This window comes from Nitrospirillum karajorum, from assembly GCF_036348415.1.
GTDB lineage: Bacteria > Pseudomonadota > Alphaproteobacteria > Azospirillales > Azospirillaceae > Nitrospirillum > Nitrospirillum amazonense_B.
Genome location: NZ_JAZBQB010000003.1, coordinates 789,003 through 805,000 on the forward strand (window position 1 = coordinate 789,003; position 15,998 = coordinate 805,000).

Below are 15,998 nucleotides of genomic sequence, written 5' to 3' on the forward strand. Positions count from 1 at the left end.
GGCCCCCGGCGCCGCCCCCTATAGTCACTACAGTTGGTATCGGAGGAACTAAGGTGAACCTACATCTGCGTAATTCGCTGGCCGCCGCCCTGGTGGCCGCAGGTGCCCTGGCCGGTGTCCTGTCGGCCGGCGCGGCCAGCGCCCAGACGGCGGACGCCCCCGTCACCATCGACGTCGCCAGCGCCACCAGCCCGCGCGTGCTGGGTGACGTCAAGGCGCCCGTCGTGCTGGAGGAATACGCCTCGTTCACCTGCCCGCACTGCGCTCATTTCGAAGAGGCGTTCCTGCCGCGGCTGAAGGCGGACTTCATCGATACCGGCCAGGTGCAGCTGGTGTTCCACGACTTCCCGCTGGACCAGCTGGCCTTCGCCGCCGAAATGGCCGCCCGCTGCCTGCCGGCCGACCGCTACACCGCCGCCAAAGGCCTGATCTTCAAGACGCAGGCGCAGTGGGAACACGCCGACGATCCGCTGAAGGCCCTGCAGCAGACCCTGCGCCTGGGCGGCATGTCCGATGCCACCTTCACCGCCTGCCTGAGCAGCAAGCCGCTGCAGGACTTCATCACCCAGAGCCGGCTGGATGCGTCGGAAAAGCTGGGCGTGGACGGCACCCCGACCTTCTTCATCAAGAAGGGCGACGCGGTGGTGGAAAAGATCGACAACCTGCGTGAATACAGCCAGCTGTCGGACGCGCTGGTGAAGGCGGGCGCCAAGGCGCCGGCCAACCCCGCCCCCGACCCGACCGCCGGCACCGCCGCCCAACCCGCCGCCGCCACGCCGGCCGCGTCCACCCCGGCCAGCACCCCGGCATCCACGCCGGCCCCGGCCGCCAGCGCCAGCAGCGGCCCCAACACCGGCATGATCGTGGGTGGCATCGTGGCCGCGCTGGTCGTCCTGGGCGGTCTGTTCATGCTGACCCGCCGCAAGAAGTGACATGGGATGGCGCGCCGGGGCGATCCCGGCGCGCCGCCTCATGACAGTCAGTGCCGTCGATGTCGCGATCAAGGGGAATGGGGATGATGGGGGTCAAGCAAGCCAGCGGCACGCGCGGACCAGTGGGAACAATGGCGCCGATTGCCCGCGCCCTCGCGGTGGCGACGGCCGCCCTGCTGGCGCCCACCCTGGCGCCCACCCTGGCGCTAGCCCAGGCGGCCCCCGTCGCCCCTGCGGGGCCGGCCAACGGCATCGACATCGCCGCCGCCACCAGCACCCGCGCCCTGGGCAGCGGCAACGCACCGCTGACTGTCGAGGAATACGCCTCCTTCTCCTGCCCGCACTGCGCCCATTTCGAGGAGACGATGCTGCCCCGGCTGAAGGCGGACTTCATCAATCCCGGCCAGGTGCGCTTCGTCTTCCATGACACCCCCACCAACCGCGTGGGTTACCTGGCCCACATGGCCACGCGCTGCCTGCCCGTCGCCAGCTATAATGACGCCCGCAGCCTGCTGTTCAGCACCCAGAACCAATGGCTGGGTGCCAAGGATCCCGAGGCGGGCCTCAAGGAGATGATGGGCATGGCGGGCCTGCCCGGCCCGGCCTACGACGCCTGCGTGGCCAGCAAGCCGCTTCAGGACTATGTGGCCACCAGCAGCCAGGAGGCCAACGAGGCCAAGATCGAGGTGACGCCCACGCTGATTATCCGCAAGGGCGGCAAGGAAGTGGACCGCGTCGCGGGCCCCAACGACTATGACAAGCTGGCCGCCGCCCTGATCAAGGCCGGCGCCAAGGCACCGAAGAAGTAAGCCCCCGTGCAATTCACCAAGCTTCGCATCTCCGGCTTCAAGTCCTTCGTGGACCACACCGAGCTTTTGATCGAGCCCGGGATGACCGGCATCGTCGGCCCCAATGGTTGCGGCAAGTCCAACCTGGTGGAGGCGTTGCGCTGGGCCATGGGTGAGACCTCGGCCAAGAAGATGCGCGGCGAGGACATGGACGACGTCATCTTTGGCGGCACGGCCACGCGCCCGGCACGCAATTTGTGCGAAGTCGTGCTGCACCTGGACAGCCCCAACCTGACGGCCGGCACGCCGGGCGTCAAAGCGGACGCGGTCCAGACGGAGATGGAGATCAGCCGCAAGCTGGAACGCGGCGCGGGGTCCGACTACCGCATCAATGGCCGGCCCGCCCGCGCCCGCGACGTGCAATTGCTGCTGGCCGACAACGCCTCGGGCGCCCATTCCCCCGCCCTGGTCAGCCAGGGGCGGGTGGGCGCCCTGATCAACGCCAAGCCGGGCGACCGCCGCCAGTTGCTGGAGGAGGCCGCCGGCATCACCGGCCTGCATTCCCGCCGCCATGAGGCGGAACTGAAGCTGAAGGCGGCGGAAACCAACCTGACGCGCCTGGACGACGTGGTCGTCACCATGGACGCGCAGTTGCAGAACCTGCGCAAGCAGGCCCGCCAGGCCGCCCGCTACCGCAACATCTCCGACCACATCCGCCGGGCGGAGGCGCTACTGCTGCACCTGCGCTGGACCACCGCCACCGCCCAGGTCATGCAGGCCCGCGCCGGCTTCGACAAGGCGGAGGACGCGGTGCGCGGCCTGATGCTGGCCGTCACGCAGGCCACCACCAAGCGCACGGATCTGGCCGCCAGCTTGCCGCCCAAGCGTCAGGCCGAGGCCGAGGCCGCCGCCGCCCTGCAGCGCCTGTTGGTGGCGCGGGAGCAGCTGGACGCGGAGGAGCGGCGCGCGACCGAGGCCCTGGCCACCCTGCAGCGCCGCCTGGCCCAGATCGAGGGCGACCTGGCGCGCGAAAAGGACCTGGCGGCGGACGCCGACCGCGCCCTGTCCCGCCTGGCGGAGGAACGCCAGGCCATCGCCGACGCTCAAGGGGACGAGGCTGAAAGCCAGGAACTGGCCAAGGCCCGCCTGGAGGAAATCCGCGACACCGTCGCCAGCCTGGATGCCGAACTGGCCGCCGCCACGGAGCGGCTGGCCGCGGATGAGGCCAAGCGCGCCCAGATCCAGCGCCAGGCGCAGGACCTGGACCAGCGCGTCGCCACCCTGCGCCGCCGCATCGAAGAACATCAGGCCCAGAAGGCGGAGCTGGAGCGCCAGCAGGCCGCCCGCGACGACGTGGCCCAAGCCGAAGAGGCCATCCACCTGGCCGAGGAGCGGCTGGACCTGGCCAAGGCGGCCGCGGAGGATGCCGAAGGAGCCAAGGCAACGGCCGAGCAGGCCGCCAACACCGCCCGCGCCCTGGGCACGCAGGAGCAGGCGGCCGCCCGCGACGCCCTGCAACGCGCCGAGGGTGACCGCTCCCGCCGGACGGCCGAGGCCGACGCCATCACCCGCCTGCTGAAGGCCGGCGCCGGCGACCTGTTCCCGCCCCTGGTGGACGCGCTGACCGTGGCCAAGGGATATGAGCAAGCCCTGGCCGCCGCCCTGGGCGACGCCCTGACCGCGCCGCTGGATGAGGCGGCACCCGTCCATTGGCGCGCCCTCCCCGCCCTGGCCCAGGTGGCCGCCCTGCCGGAGGGTGCGGAACCCCTGGCCGCCAAGGTGAAGGCGCCGGGCGCGCTGGACCGCTGCCTGGCCCACATCGGCATCGTCGCCGACACCGCCACCGGCACCCGCCTGGCGGCCGGTTTGGCGCCCGGCCAGATCCTGGTGACCCGCGATGGCGCCGCCTGGCGCTGGGACGGGCACTGCATCGCCGCCGGCGCCCCCACCGCCGCCGCCGAGCGCCTGCGTCAGCGCAACCGCCTGACCGAGCTGACGCAGGAGATCGCGGAGGCCGACGCCCTGGTGGCCGAGGCCCGCGCCGCCTATGAGGCGGTGAAGGACGCGGCGGAGGAGCGCGTGGCCCAGGCGCTGCGCGCCGTGGACCAGGCCTCGGCCAAGGACCGCGCCGCCCGCGACGCCGTCAGCGCCGCCTTCCGCGCCGTGGCCGACGCCCGCGCCACCCATGCCCGGGTTGCCCAGGCCGCCGCCGCCTTGGCCAGCCGCCTGGCCGCCCTGTCCGAGACCCTGGACCAGATGGCAGCGGATGAGGAGGACCTGCGGGAACGCTGGGCCGAGGCCCGCGCCACGCTGGAGGAATTGCCGCCGCCGGGCGAGGGCCGTGAGCAGATCGCCGAGGCCCGCCTGCGGCTGATGGAGGCGCGCGGCACCCAGGCGGAGGCGCAGAACGCCCTGGACCGCCTGCTGCGCGAGGCGGAGGACCGCCGCCGCCGGCTGGAGGCCATCGCCACCGAGGAGTCCTCATGGCGCCAACGCCGGGACGGCACCGGCGGCCGCCTGGCGGAACTGACCGAGCGCGCCCAAGAAGCCCGCGAGGAACAGGAACGCCTGGCCGAGCGTCCGGCGGAAATCGAGGAAGAACGCCTGACCCTGGCCGACCTGATCCATGAGGCGGAACGGGTGCGCAGCCGCGCCGGCGACGATCTGGCGGAGGCCGAGGGCGCGCTGACCGCCGCTGAACGCACCCTGAAGGAAGCGGAGAACGGCCTGGCCGACGCCCGCGAGGCCCGCGCCCATGCCGAGGCCGCCGTGGGCTCCGCCCATCAGCACCTGGACACGGTGAAGGAGCGTATCGCCGAACGGCTGGATTGCCCGCCGGAACAGGTGCTGGCCCTGGCCGGCCTGGAGGAGGGCGAGCCCCTGCCCGAGGCCCATGCCGTGGAGCAGCGCCTGGGCCGGCTGGAAGCCGAGCGCGACAACATGGGCCCCGTCAACCTGCGCGCCGAGCAGGAGGTGCAGGAGTTGGACGAGCAGATCGGCGTCATGAAGACGGAGCGGGAGGACCTGGTGTCCGCCATCGCCCGCCTGCGCCAGGGCATCTCCGGCCTGAACAAGGAGGCGCGGGAGCGTCTGCTGGCGGCCTTCCACAAGGTGGATGCCCATTTCCAGGAGATGTTCACCCAGCTGTTCGGTGGCGGCCGTGCCCAGCTGAAGCTGACCGACACCGAGGACCCGCTGGACGCCGGCCTGGAGATCTATGCCAGCCCGCCGGGCAAGAAGCTTCAGATCCTGTCACTGCTGTCGGGTGGCGAGCAGGCCTTGACCGCCATCGCCCTGCTGTTCGCCGTCTTCCTGTGCAACCCGGCGCCCATCTGCGTGCTGGACGAGGTGGACGCACCCCTGGACGAGGCCAATGTGGGCCGCTTCTGCGACCTGGTGGAAGAGATGGCGCGGGCGGGCCACACCCGTTTCCTGATCATCAGCCACCATCGCCTGACCATGTCGCGCATGGACCGGCTGTTCGGCGTCACCATGGCGGAGCGGGGCGTGTCACAACTGGTGTCCGTGGACCTGGCGACTGCCGAGGAATTGCAAGCCGCCGAATAGGCGGGCGAGGAAACTTTCCCGTCCCGCGACAACTGGCGCCATGCGCCCGTCGGCCGGCCCTGGTAGGAAGAACCCGGCTGCACTATCTTAAGAAGAAGGGCCCTGGGGCGGGGCCTGGCGGTTGGGGCTTGTCAATCCGGCGGCGATGGCCGAACCGGAAGCGTGAGGGAGACTGAAATGCGGTACCGTTCCTTGGCACTTGCGGCGGTGGGCTTGTTGGCCATAGCCGGTTGCGCCACCAGCCCCGAAGCCGACCAGGCGGCGCTGGCCCAGCGTGTGCTGGTCGGCATGCCTAAGCAGACCCTGCTGTCCTGCGCCGGCGTGCCCACCCGCCAGACCTCGGTCGACAACGTGGAATACTACACCTACTCCAGCGACAGCCTGCAGACCCGCATGGGCCCGTCCTATTGGGGCGGCTGGGGTGGCGGCCCGTGGCATCGCGGCTATTGGGGTGGCGCCGATTGGGGCTCGACGGAAGTGTCCGCCCGCAACTGCAACGCCACCTTCACCCTGAAGAACGGCGTCGTGCAGCAGCTGGTCTACGGCAGCTCCACCGACAGCCCTGCTGGCCGCCTCTCCCAGTGCTACGCCATCGTGCAGAACTGCCTGCCGCTGGTGCCGCAGCAGAGCTCCGCAGCCGGCGGCGTGGGCAGCCGCGCCCGATAAGCGACCGGACGTTGCGGAACCGGAATGACCCCCGGGTGACCGGGGGTCCAAGGTCATCGCCGGCGTCCGTCCCTATTCCTCCCTTACTGACCTATGCGTAAGGCTTGGCCCTTGGCCGGGCGGGTCCCCGTTTGCCCCATTGCGGGTGCGGCGCAACATGACGTTTCATAAACCTCTGGAAGGAGGGGCCGCCTGCCGCGGCCCGCTTCCGGAGGGGGCCGTTACCGGTCAATAGAAGCCGGCGCTGGTTTCCTTGGCATGAATCCACTGGGCACGCGGAAGACCGGCCCTTGGGAAGGCCGTATCGTCGGGGTTCAATCACCCCACCCGCGTCCCCCGTGAGGAACGGGAGAAGCGCCTATGCATGTTTCCGGGATTCTGAAGCACAAAGACAGCAGCGCCATCATCAGCGCCAAGCCCACCGACACCATAGAGGTGGTCGCCGCCCTGCTGGCGGCCCACCGCATTGGCGCCGTCCTGGTGCTGGACGCGGGCGGCGGCGTGGCCGGCATCATCTCAGAACGCGACATCGTGCGCGGGCTGGCGACCCATGGCCCCGCCGTGCTGAACCAAAGCGTTTCCGAACTGATGACCCGCCGTGTGGTGGCGTGTTCACCTTACGACACCGTGTCCACCATCATGACCCGCATGACAGAAGGCCGCTTCCGCCACATGCCGGTCATGGAGCATGGCCGGCTGGTGGGATTCATCAGCATCGGCGACGTGGTGAAGCACCGCCTGGCGGAGGCCACCAGCGAGGTCGAAAGCCTGCGGGTCTACGTGGCCGGCGGATTCTGACGCAGGTCGGGCGGCCCCCCCTCCGCCCGGACGGGGCGCGTGAGGGCTGTGCGGGTGCGCCCGAGGGTCATGCCGAGGGACCGGGCCGCTGTGATCACCGTCGCAGCGGCCCGTTAACCTTTTCGGGGACCCTCAGCGTCCCTTCCCCTGCCCGAGCGAGAGCCGTGCCATGACCGACATGACCGACACCGCCGACCCCCAGTCCACCAACGCCGGGGCCATCGCCCTGTATGCCTGGCCCACCCCCAACGGACACAAGATCTCCATCGCCTTGGAAGAGATGGGCCTGCCCTATGTCGTTCATCCGGTGGATATCGGCGCGGGCGACCAGTTCAAGCCGGACTTCCTGGCCATTTCGCCCAACAACCGCATGCCGGCCATCGTCGATCCCCACGGCCCCAACGGCGCGCCGCTGTCGCTGTTCGAATCGGGCGCCATCCTGATCTACCTGGCGGAGAAGACGGGGCGGTTCCGTCCCGCCGATGCAGCCGTGTGGTATGGCCATGTCCAATGGCTGATGTGGCAGATGGGCGGCGTGGGCCCCATGTTCGGCCAGGCCGGACATTTCCGCCACTACGCGCCCGAGCGCATTCAATACGGCATCGACCGCTACACCAATGAGGCGCGCCGCCTGATCCGCGTGGCCAACACCCAGCTGGGCAAGACGGAGTTCCTGGCGGGGGACTACGGCATCGCCGACATGGCGACCTTCCCTTGGCTGCGCCTGCATGAGCGTTATGAGATCGATCTGGCGGACTTCCCCCATGTGAAGCGCTGGATCGACACCATCGCGGCGCGCCCTGCCGTGCAGCGCGGCCTGGAGTTGCTGAAGGACAGGGCGCGGCCCGCCGGCCAGGCCATGGACGACAAGGCGCGCGAGAACCTGTTCGGCGCCAAGCAGCGCTGAGCGGACCGTCCGCACCACCCTGACCTTCCGGATAGCGTCGCCTTGACGACGGGTCTGGGGCCGCCATTTACCGTCGCGCCCGTGCCGAGCGGGCGGGACGGTTTGGCAGGACAGGGGCGGTATCGTGGCTTCGCTTTGGGGGTGGGTGCCTGGCATGGGCCGCGGCGCCCGAGTCGTCGTGTGCCTGGGTGTCGTCCTGGGCACTATCGGCGCGCCTGCGGCGGCGGCCACCGTCAGCCGGCCGGAAGACCCCACCTTCAGCGGCAAACTTCTCGCCACCGGCGGTGTCAGCCAGGTTGAAGGGGCGGCGGGCGGCGGCCTGACCCCCTGGGCCGTCATCGGCGGCGGCGGCACGCGGGAGGAGGTGGGCGCCACCGCCTTTTTCACCGCCATCCGCACCCATGATTACGGCATGAACGCCTATGGCGCCCTGCTCGGCCTGTGGGACCGGGTGGAGGTGTCGGTGGCCCGGAACCGCTTCGACACCCAGGCCATCGGCGGCGCCCTGGGTCTGGGCGACGGCTACGCCCTCACCGACACCATCGCCGGCCTCAAGGTTCGGGTGGCAGGCGACGCCGTCTATGACCAGGATAGCTGGATGCCGCAGGTGGCGGTGGGCACCCAGTACAAGGCCAACAACCGCGCCAGCCTGGTGAAGGCGCTGGGCGCGCGCAGCGACGACGGCGTCGATGTCTATGCCAGCGTCACCAAGATCCTGCTGGCGCAAAGCCTGCTGCTCAGCGGCACGCTGCGCCTGACCAAGGCCAACCAGACCGGCATCTTGGGCTTCGGCGGGGCCGACGATGACTATCACGCCGAGTTGGAGGGCAGCGCCGCCCTGCTGCTGGACCGCACCCTGGTGGCAGGCATCGAGTATCGCATGAAGCCCAACACCCTGGCCCGCGCCAACCCCGGCCTGGCGCCGGAGGACGACTGGTACGACGCCTTCGTCGCCTGGCTGCCGAGCAAGAACCTGGCCTTCACCCTGGCGTACGTGAATTTGGGCCGCGTGGTCACGCCCACCCGGCAGAACGCCATCTATCTGTCGCTGCAAGCGGGGTTCTGAACCATGCCCCCCCGTCGTTCCCTGGCCGCCCTGCTGCTGGCCACAGCGCTCGCCGGCACCGTCCTGACCGGCTGCGCCACCGGCCCCTCGCCCGAGCTGTACCAGACGTTCGGCGGACAGCCGGGTCTGACGGCCCTGGTGGATGACTTCATGGACGGGATGATGCGCAATCCCGACCTGCGCCCCTATTTCGTCAACGCCAACCGCGCCCACATCAAGAAGGAGCTGGTCAGCCAGTTCTGCGCCGCCCTGGGCGGCCCCTGCGCGTATAAGGGCATGGACATGAAGATGGCCCACGCCCGCTATGGCATCGGCGATCGCGAGTTCAACGCCCTGGTGGAGGAATTGCAGCGGGCGATGGACGGGCGGCACATCCCCTATGCGGCGCAGAACCGTTTCCTGGCCATGATGGCCTCCTTCCGCGACGACATGGTGCACCCGGCGCCGCCGCCCCGGGCCCGGCCACCGCTGACCCTCAGCCCCGATGCCGTGGCGGTGCCGGAGACGGTGCCTGGAAAACCATGACCCCGCCGCCTTTGCAGGCAATTGCCCAGCCGGCGGGCAGCTGCCGGCGGGCGGCCCCCGGCGCGAAATAGTTTGCCTTAAGGATAGAGGGACTAGCGCTAGACCCGAAGGCTGGTTTAGCATCTATCTATAGCCGGTCACCCCGCTTAATCCTGAAGAAAACGGGGCCATTCAGGATCGGCAAGAACTTGCCTGTCGGCTCCGCGAGAGAGCCGATGCGGCCAAAAACCATGCTTTCCCTGCCCAGCGTTAAGGCTTTAGTGACGCCTTGGCCTCACCCTGATGTCAGGGAATGCGCGTGGAAATAGCGCCGACGGACCGGTCGCGGGGTGTCTTGGGCCGGTTCGTGCGGGCAGCGAGCATGGGAACGGGCGCCGCGGGATGGGCCCGGTTGATGAGCGGACAAGCGTGCCGGGGCCACGGGCCGGCAGCGACAGTGAGCAGTCAACGTATCGTTATCTTTAAATGTTATTCTTCCGAAAAGTCCCGCTTCGCCTCTACTCCGTCGCAATTGGCCACCAATATCTAAATCAAGGACCACGGTAGCAGGGAGACGCGGGCGGACGACAAGGGCACCACAGGACAACCGCACCGGTTGGTACGGAACTTGCCTGCCCTGACTGTCGTTGCGAGCTTGGTACCCCGTTGGCACGGGGTTAGGAGCCGTCGCGGTCCGGCGTTACAGGACCGCCCGTCGAGTTGCCTGATAGGCGTGATCCTTCTGAAAGGGTGAGCCCATGCCGAAGTCGACCGATTTGTTCACAACCTTCGCCCAGAGCTATGAGGCGCGCCGCGAGGTGGCGATGTCGTTGCAGGAGTACCTGGAAGGGTGCCGCGACGACCCGATGATGTACGCCAGCGCGCCGGAGCGCCTGCTGGCCGCCATCGGCGAGCCGGAGGTGGTGGACACCGCGAAGGACAGTCGCCTGTCCCGCGTCTTCATGAACCGAACCATCAAGATCTATCCCGCCTTCGCCGAGTTCTACGGCATGGAGGAGACGATCGAGCGCATCGTGGGCTTCTTCCGCCACGCGGCCCAGGGCCTGGAGGAGCGCAAGCAGATCCTCTACCTGCTGGGCCCCGTGGGTGGCGGCAAGTCCTCGCTGGCCGAACGCCTGAAGGCCCTGATGGAGGAACAGCCCATCTACGTGCTGAAGGCCGGCGACCAGCTGAGCCCGGTGTTCGAAAGCCCCCTGGGCCTGTTCGATCCCGGCACCATGGGCGAGGCGCTGGAGGAACGCTATGGCATTCCCCGCCGCCGCCTGACCGGCCTGGTCAGCCCTTGGGCCATCAAGCGCCTGGATGAGTTCGGCGGCGACATCACCCGGTTCCGCGTGGTGAAGCTACGCCCCTCCCGCCTGCGCCAGATCGCGGTGTCGAAGACCGAACCGGGCGATGAGAACAACCAGGACATCTCCTCCCTGGTGGGCAAGGTCGACATCCGCAAGCTGGAGATGTTCCAGCAGAACGACCCCGATGCCTACAGCTACTCTGGCGGCCTGAACCGGGCGAACCAGGGCCTGCTGGAATTCGTCGAGATGTTCAAGGCGCCCATCAAGATGCTGCACCCCCTGCTGACGGCCACGCAGGAGGGCAACTACATCGGCACCGAGAACATCGGCGCCCTGCCCTTCACCGGCGTCATCATGGCGCACTCCAACGAGGCGGAGTGGCAGAGCTTCAAGAACAACAAGAACAACGAGGCCTTCATCGACCGCATCTGCGTGGTCAAGGTCCCGTACAGCCTGCGCGTCACCGAGGAACAGCGCATCTATGAGAAGCTGATCGGCGGATCGGAACTGGCCAAGTCCCCCTGCGCCCCCGGCACCATGGAGATGCTGGCCCGCTTCACCGTGCTGTCCCGCCTGCGGGATCATGAGAACTCCAACCTCTTCTCCAAGATGCGCGTCTATGACGGCGAAAGCCTGAAGGAGACGGACCCCAAGGCCCGCACCCTGCAGGAATACAAGGACGCCGCCGGCATGGATGAGGGCATGAACGGCATCTCCACCCGTTTCGCCTTCAAGGTGCTGGCCAGCACCTTCAACTACGACACGGTGGAGGTGGCGGCCGACCCGGTCCACCTGATGTACGTGCTGGAACAGGCCATCCGCCGGGAGCAGTTCCCGGATGAGACGGAGAAGCGCTACCTGGAATTCATCAAGGCCGAGCTGGCGCCGCGCTATGCGGAGTTCATCGGCTATGAAATCCAGAAGGCCTACCTGGAGTCGTACCACGATTACGGCCAGAACCTGTTCGACCGCTACGTCGACTACGCCGACGCCTGGATCGAGGATCAGGACTTCAAGGATCCCGACACCGGCCAGTTGATGAACCGGGACCTGCTGAACCAGGAGCTGACCAAGATCGAGAAGCCGGCGGGCATCGCCAACCCGAAGGACTTCCGCAACGAGGTGGTGAAGTTCGTGCTGCGGACGCGGGCGGCCAATGCCGGCCGCAACCCCAGCTGGACCTCTTATGAGAAGCTGCGTCTGGTCATCGAACGGCGTATGTTCAGCCAAGTGGAGGAACTGCTGCCGGTCATCAGCTTCGGCAGCAAGAAGGATGGCGAAACGGAGAAGAAGCACCACGAGTTCGTCGAGCGCATGGTGGATCGCGGCTATACCGAGCGCCAAGTGCGGCGGTTGGTCGAGTGGTACATGCGGGTGAAGCAGGCGGGCTGAGGCGGGACCCAGGCGGGGTCGGCCTTTCCGGCCGGCCCCCTTGATCCCACCGGTCCCCCTGGCGGTCGCCCGCCTTACGGACACCACCCCACCCGGCTGATGCCGGTGGCGCTCCCCCCGCCCGGTGCCTGCGACGGCCCCGGGCCCGTCGGCGCCGCCGGCCATCCCGGACAGGGATACGGGGAGTAATGCCTTGTCGTCGATGATCATTGTCGATCGCCGCAGCAATCCCAAGGGCAAGAGCCTGGCCAACCGCCAGCGCTTCATCCGCCGCGCCAAGGAGCAGATCCTCCGCGCCGTGAACGGCGCGTCCAGCAACCGCCGCATCAAGGACGTGGAGAGCGGCGCCGACATCTCCATCCCCACCGGCGGCATTTCCGAACCCACCTTCCACCGCTCCGGCCAGGGCGGCATCCGCGACCACGTAGTGCCCGGCAACAAGGAGTTCATGGAGGGCGACACCATCGCGAAGCCACCGGGCGGCGGCGGGGCGGGCCGCGGCAATGAAGGCAGCCCCGACGGCGGCGGCGAGGACGAGTTCCGCTTCGTCCTGACGCGGGAGGAGTTCATGGACCTCTTCATGGAGGACCTGGAACTGCCCGATCTCGCCAAGCGCAAGCTGAAGGCGGCCGACGCCGTGCTGTGGCAGCGCGCGGGTTATTCATCCTCCGGCTCGCCCACCAACCTCAACCTGGTGCGCACCATGCGCAACAGCCTGTCGCGCCGCATCGCCCTGAAGCGCCCCAAGACGGAGGAGATGCTGGCGCTGGAGGCGGAGATCGCGGAACTGGAGGCCCAGCCGGGCAAGGACCCGGACCGGCTGATGGAGCTGCGCGGCCTGCTGGAGCGGCAGGTCCTGCGGTCCAAGCGCATTCCCTACATCGACCCCATCGACGTCCGCTACAACCGCTTCACCCCCATTCCCAAGCCGGCGGCCCAGGCGGTGATGTTCTGCCTGATGGACGTCTCGGGCTCGATGACCGAGCATATGAAGGACCTGGCCAAGCGCTTCTTCATGCTGCTCTATCTGTTCCTCACCCGCCGCTACAAGCAGGTGGAGGTGGTCTTCATCCGCCACACCCATGAGGCGGAGGAGGTGGACGAGGACACTTTCTTCCACTCCACCGAGACCGGCGGCACCATGGTGTCCACCGCCCTGGAGGAGATGAAGCGCATCATCAAGGAGCGCTATCCCGTCGCCGACTGGAACATCTACGGCGCCCAGGCCTCCGACGGTGACAACACCACCAGCGACGGCGGGCGGACGGCGGCCTTGCTGGAGCAAGACCTGCTGCCGGCCTGCCAGTATTACGCCTATGTCGAGGTCGGGTCTGACCCCGACTCCATGCCGGCGGGCTTCGCCACCCATGCCCGCGAGACCGACCTGTGGCGGACCTACAAGCAGATCACGGGCACCGAGACGCCGTTCGTGATGAAGAAGGTCCGCCATCGGCGGGAAATCTACCCGGTATTCCGTGAGCTGTTCGCCCGCGACGGCGCGAAACAGTCGGAGGAGGCGACACCTTGACCTTAGCCCCCGTAGAACGCCTGAAGCAGCCTGAGAGATCGAAACCAGGAGAGAAAGCGCCGCCGCCCGATGACGCCCGCCTGCTCTATACCGGGGCCGACTGGGACTACGACACCGTCAAGCGCTGCCACGACGCCATCCAGGAGATCGCGCTGGGGGAGCTGGGCCTAGACGTCTATCCCAACCAGATCGAGGTGATCACGTCCGAGCAGATGCTGGACGCCTACGCCTCCATCGGCATGCCCCTGCTGTACCGGCACTGGTCCTTCGGCAAGCATTTCGCCCGGGACGAGGCCATGTACCGCCGCGGCATGCGCGGCCTGGCCTATGAAATCGTCATCAATTCCAGTCCCTGCATCAGCTACATCATGGAGGAGAACTCCATCACCATGCAGGCGCTGGTCATCGCCCACGCGGCGTTCGGCCACAACCACTTCTTCAAAAACAACTACTTGTTCCAGCAGTGGACGGATGCCGAGGGCATCCTGGGCTATCTGGATTTCGCCAAGGCCTATATCGCCCGGTGTGAGGAACGCTATGGCCAGCAGCTGGTGGAACGCACCCTGGACGCCGCCCACGCCCTGATGAACCAGGGCATCCACCGCTATCCCCGCCGCCGCCTGGACCTGCAATCCGAAGCCCGGCGGGAGCAGGAGCGGCAGGAGGTGCAGCGCCAGCTGTACAACGACCTATGGCGCACGGTGCCCACCAAGAAGGGCCTGAAGGCGCCGTCGGATGAGGAGCGGCGGCGGGCCCTGCTGGACCTGCCGGAAGAGAACCTGCTGTATTTCCTGGAGAAGAAGGCGCCACGCTTGGCCCCCTGGCAGCGGGAGGTGCTGCGCATCGTCCGCCATGTGGCGCAATACTTTTCCCCCCAGCGGCAGACCAAGGTGATGAACGAGGGGTGTGCCACCTATGTGCACTACCGCATCATGACCCGGCTGCATGAGCTAGGGCGCATCAGCGACGGCGCCTATATGGAGTTCCTGCACTCCCATACCAGCGTGGTATTCCAGCCGTCATTCGACGATCCGCGCTATTCCGGCATCAACCCCTATGCCCTGGGGTTCGCCATGATGCAGGACATCGAGCGCATCGCCACCAACCCGACGGAGGAGGATCGCGCCTGGTTCCCGGGCTATGCCGGCAGCGGCGACGCCATGGCGGCCCTTCGCGACGCCTGGGCCAATTACCGCGACGAGAGTTTCATCCTGCAGTATCTGAGCCCGCATCTGATGCGCAAGATGCGGCTGTTCCACCTGCACGACAACAGCGACGAGTCGGTTTATCGCGTCAGCGCCATCCATGACGAACGCGGCTATCGCCGGGTGCGGCAGCAGTTGGCGGCGCAGTACGACTTCTCCTCCCTCGACCCCGACATCCAGATCACCGACGTGGACCTGGCTGGCGACCGCCGCCTGATCCTGGAACACAAGGTGCAGAAGGGCGTGCTGTTGGCGGAGGAGGATGCCAAGTCCGTGCTGCAGCATGTCGCCAACCTCTGGGGCTATGACGTCCTGCTGTTCGAGAACGACGACGCCGGCAACACCCTGCGCAAGCTGACGGTGCCCGCACGCACCATCCTGTTGGCGGAATGAAGACCCCACCTTCAGGTCACGTCGATCCCTAAACCAGTCATCGGCAGCAAGCCAGGACCGGTGGGCACACGCCCGCCGGTCCTTTTGGTGTTCCGCCACGCCGGCCACCGATTTGTCATGCCGCAGATGCGAAATCGCCCTAGTTCCGCCATGCTGCATCGCGATATTATCCAGGCAACCCCGATGGGGAACCGCACCGCCAACCTCGTGAGAGAGCAAGTCCGATGTCCACCCTGGAACTGGATCCCGCCTTCGTCGCCGCCTGCGAAGCGCATGGGCTGGACCCGCAGAAGACCAACATGTTCCTGCTGGAATGCGCCGTTCAGGGTCGCGAGCCGTCCAAGGTCTCCATGTTCGAGCTCGACCGCCAGCCGTCCGAACTGTGGGCCAAGGTGCGCAAGCTGAACCGCGCCGCCTGATCCACGTCTCGATCTTGTTGGAGGAAGCCGCCGGGGCGAAAGGCCCAGGCGGCTTTTTTCATGGGCGCGGCATCGCGTCATCCAGCGCGGCGGCCACCCGGGCCAGGACGCCGTACCAATCCCCAGGGGTTTCCTGCCGGAATTGGCGCAAGGTGGGATACCACGGGCTGTCATCACGGCCGTACAGCCAACGCCAGTCGGTATCGAAGCGGTTCAACAGCCACACCGGCCGGCCCAGGGCGCCGGCGAGATGGACGACGGAAGTGTCGACGCTGATCACCAGATCCATGGCCTGGATCAGCGCGGCGGTATCGGCGAAATCCTTGACCTCGCCCATACGATCGATCACGCCCTCGGGCAGACCACCGTTGGCGTCCGGATCTTTCTGCAGGCTGTGGAACTCGACCTCCGGGCAGGCGGCCACCAGCGACTCGACCTGCGCCCGGGTCAGGGATCGGCGACGGTCGACCTTGTAGGTGGGATTGCCGGCCCAAACCAGGCCGACGCGGAAACGACCCGG

The 15,998-nt window shown here is 67.8% G+C and carries 13 protein-coding genes (1 of these 13 only partly in view); 12 read left to right on the top strand and 1 reads right to left on the bottom strand.

The features are described from left to right. The first annotated feature begins 53 nt into the window (after positions 1–53). From UCD39_RS17295 to UCD39_RS17350, 12 genes are all read left to right on the top strand, one after another. On the top strand, positions 54–932 hold the full coding sequence (locus tag UCD39_RS17295; RefSeq protein WP_330497140.1) for a thioredoxin domain-containing protein: 879 nt from the start codon (positions 54–56) through the stop codon (positions 930–932). Between the two features lie 131 nt (positions 933–1,063). Then, positions 1,064–1,741, top strand: a complete 678-nt coding sequence (locus UCD39_RS17300) for a thioredoxin domain-containing protein (protein ID WP_330497141.1) — start codon at positions 1,064–1,066, stop codon at positions 1,739–1,741. Between the two features lie 6 nt (positions 1,742–1,747). Beyond that, positions 1,748–5,287 carry a chromosome segregation protein SMC gene (gene smc, locus UCD39_RS17305; protein ID WP_330497142.1) on the top strand — a complete coding sequence of 1,180 codons (3,540 nt, stop codon included), beginning with the start codon at positions 1,748–1,750 and terminating at the stop codon, positions 5,285–5,287. A 177-nt stretch (positions 5,288–5,464) separates the two neighbouring features. Continuing rightward, positions 5,465–5,953 (top strand): hypothetical protein, encoded by a 489-nt coding sequence (locus tag UCD39_RS17310; RefSeq protein ID WP_330497143.1) that lies wholly within the window; start codon positions 5,465–5,467, stop codon positions 5,951–5,953. A gap of 360 nt (positions 5,954–6,313) precedes the next feature. Next, entirely contained in the window at positions 6,314–6,751 is a 438-nt protein-coding gene (locus UCD39_RS17315) for a CBS domain-containing protein (RefSeq protein WP_145736818.1), read from the top strand. 169 nt (positions 6,752–6,920) lie between these two features. Next, positions 6,921–7,658 carry a glutathione S-transferase N-terminal domain-containing protein gene (locus UCD39_RS17320; RefSeq protein ID WP_442943659.1) on the top strand — a complete coding sequence of 246 codons (738 nt, stop codon included), beginning with the start codon at positions 6,921–6,923 and terminating at the stop codon, positions 7,656–7,658. Between the two features lie 154 nt (positions 7,659–7,812). Further along, positions 7,813–8,724: a DUF3034 family protein gene (locus UCD39_RS17325; protein ID WP_330497144.1), complete on the top strand. Its 912-nt coding sequence runs from the start codon at positions 7,813–7,815 to the stop codon at positions 8,722–8,724. 3 nt (positions 8,725–8,727) lie between these two features. Further along, positions 8,728–9,249, top strand: a complete 522-nt coding sequence (locus UCD39_RS17330) for a group I truncated hemoglobin (protein WP_330497145.1) — start codon at positions 8,728–8,730, stop codon at positions 9,247–9,249. Between the two features lie 737 nt (positions 9,250–9,986). Then, complete coding sequence (locus UCD39_RS17335; protein ID WP_145736827.1) at positions 9,987–11,933, top strand: PrkA family serine protein kinase; 1,947 nt, start codon at positions 9,987–9,989, stop codon at positions 11,931–11,933. Positions 11,934–12,135: 202 nt separating this feature from the next. Then, positions 12,136–13,461 carry a YeaH/YhbH family protein gene (locus UCD39_RS17340; protein ID WP_330498476.1) on the top strand — a complete coding sequence of 442 codons (1,326 nt, stop codon included), beginning with the start codon at positions 12,136–12,138 and terminating at the stop codon, positions 13,459–13,461. Positions 13,462–13,541: 80 nt separating this feature from the next. Further along, on the top strand, positions 13,542–15,059 hold the full coding sequence (locus UCD39_RS17345) for a SpoVR family protein (RefSeq protein WP_330498477.1): 1,518 nt from the start codon (positions 13,542–13,544) through the stop codon (positions 15,057–15,059). A gap of 224 nt (positions 15,060–15,283) precedes the next feature. Then, a complete protein-coding gene (locus tag UCD39_RS17350; protein WP_145736833.1) occupies positions 15,284–15,478 on the top strand; it encodes a hypothetical protein in 195 nt (64 codons plus the stop codon). Positions 15,479–15,536: 58 nt separating this feature from the next. Here the strand turns inward: UCD39_RS17350 and UCD39_RS17355 are convergent, their stop codons facing one another. Then, positions 15,537–15,998, bottom strand: partial view of a glycosyltransferase family 9 protein gene (locus tag UCD39_RS17355; protein ID WP_330497146.1) — the 3' portion only. Its footprint extends 90 nt past the window's final position; the window shows 462 of its 552 coding nt (coding positions 91–552); its start codon lies off the right edge, out of view — the gene reads right to left on this strand; its stop codon occupies positions 15,537–15,539.

Coding starts and splice junctions, on each gene's coding strand:
- UCD39_RS17300 (WP_330497141.1), top strand. CDS start 1,064: ATGGCGCCGATTGCCCGCGCCCTCGCGGTGGCGACGGCCGCCCTGCTG.
- UCD39_RS17310 (WP_330497143.1), top strand. CDS start 5,465: ATGCGGTACCGTTCCTTGGCACTTGCGGCGGTGGGCTTGTTGGCCATA.
- UCD39_RS17315 (WP_145736818.1), top strand. CDS start 6,314: ATGCATGTTTCCGGGATTCTGAAGCACAAAGACAGCAGCGCCATCATC.
- UCD39_RS17320 (WP_442943659.1), top strand. CDS start 6,921: ATGACCGACATGACCGACACCGCCGACCCCCAGTCCACCAACGCCGGG.
- UCD39_RS17325 (WP_330497144.1), top strand. CDS start 7,813: ATGGGCCGCGGCGCCCGAGTCGTCGTGTGCCTGGGTGTCGTCCTGGGC.
- UCD39_RS17330 (WP_330497145.1), top strand. CDS start 8,728: ATGCCCCCCCGTCGTTCCCTGGCCGCCCTGCTGCTGGCCACAGCGCTC.
- UCD39_RS17335 (WP_145736827.1), top strand. CDS start 9,987: ATGCCGAAGTCGACCGATTTGTTCACAACCTTCGCCCAGAGCTATGAG.
- UCD39_RS17340 (WP_330498476.1), top strand. CDS start 12,136: ATGATCATTGTCGATCGCCGCAGCAATCCCAAGGGCAAGAGCCTGGCC.
- UCD39_RS17350 (WP_145736833.1), top strand. CDS start 15,284: ATGTCCACCCTGGAACTGGATCCCGCCTTCGTCGCCGCCTGCGAAGCG.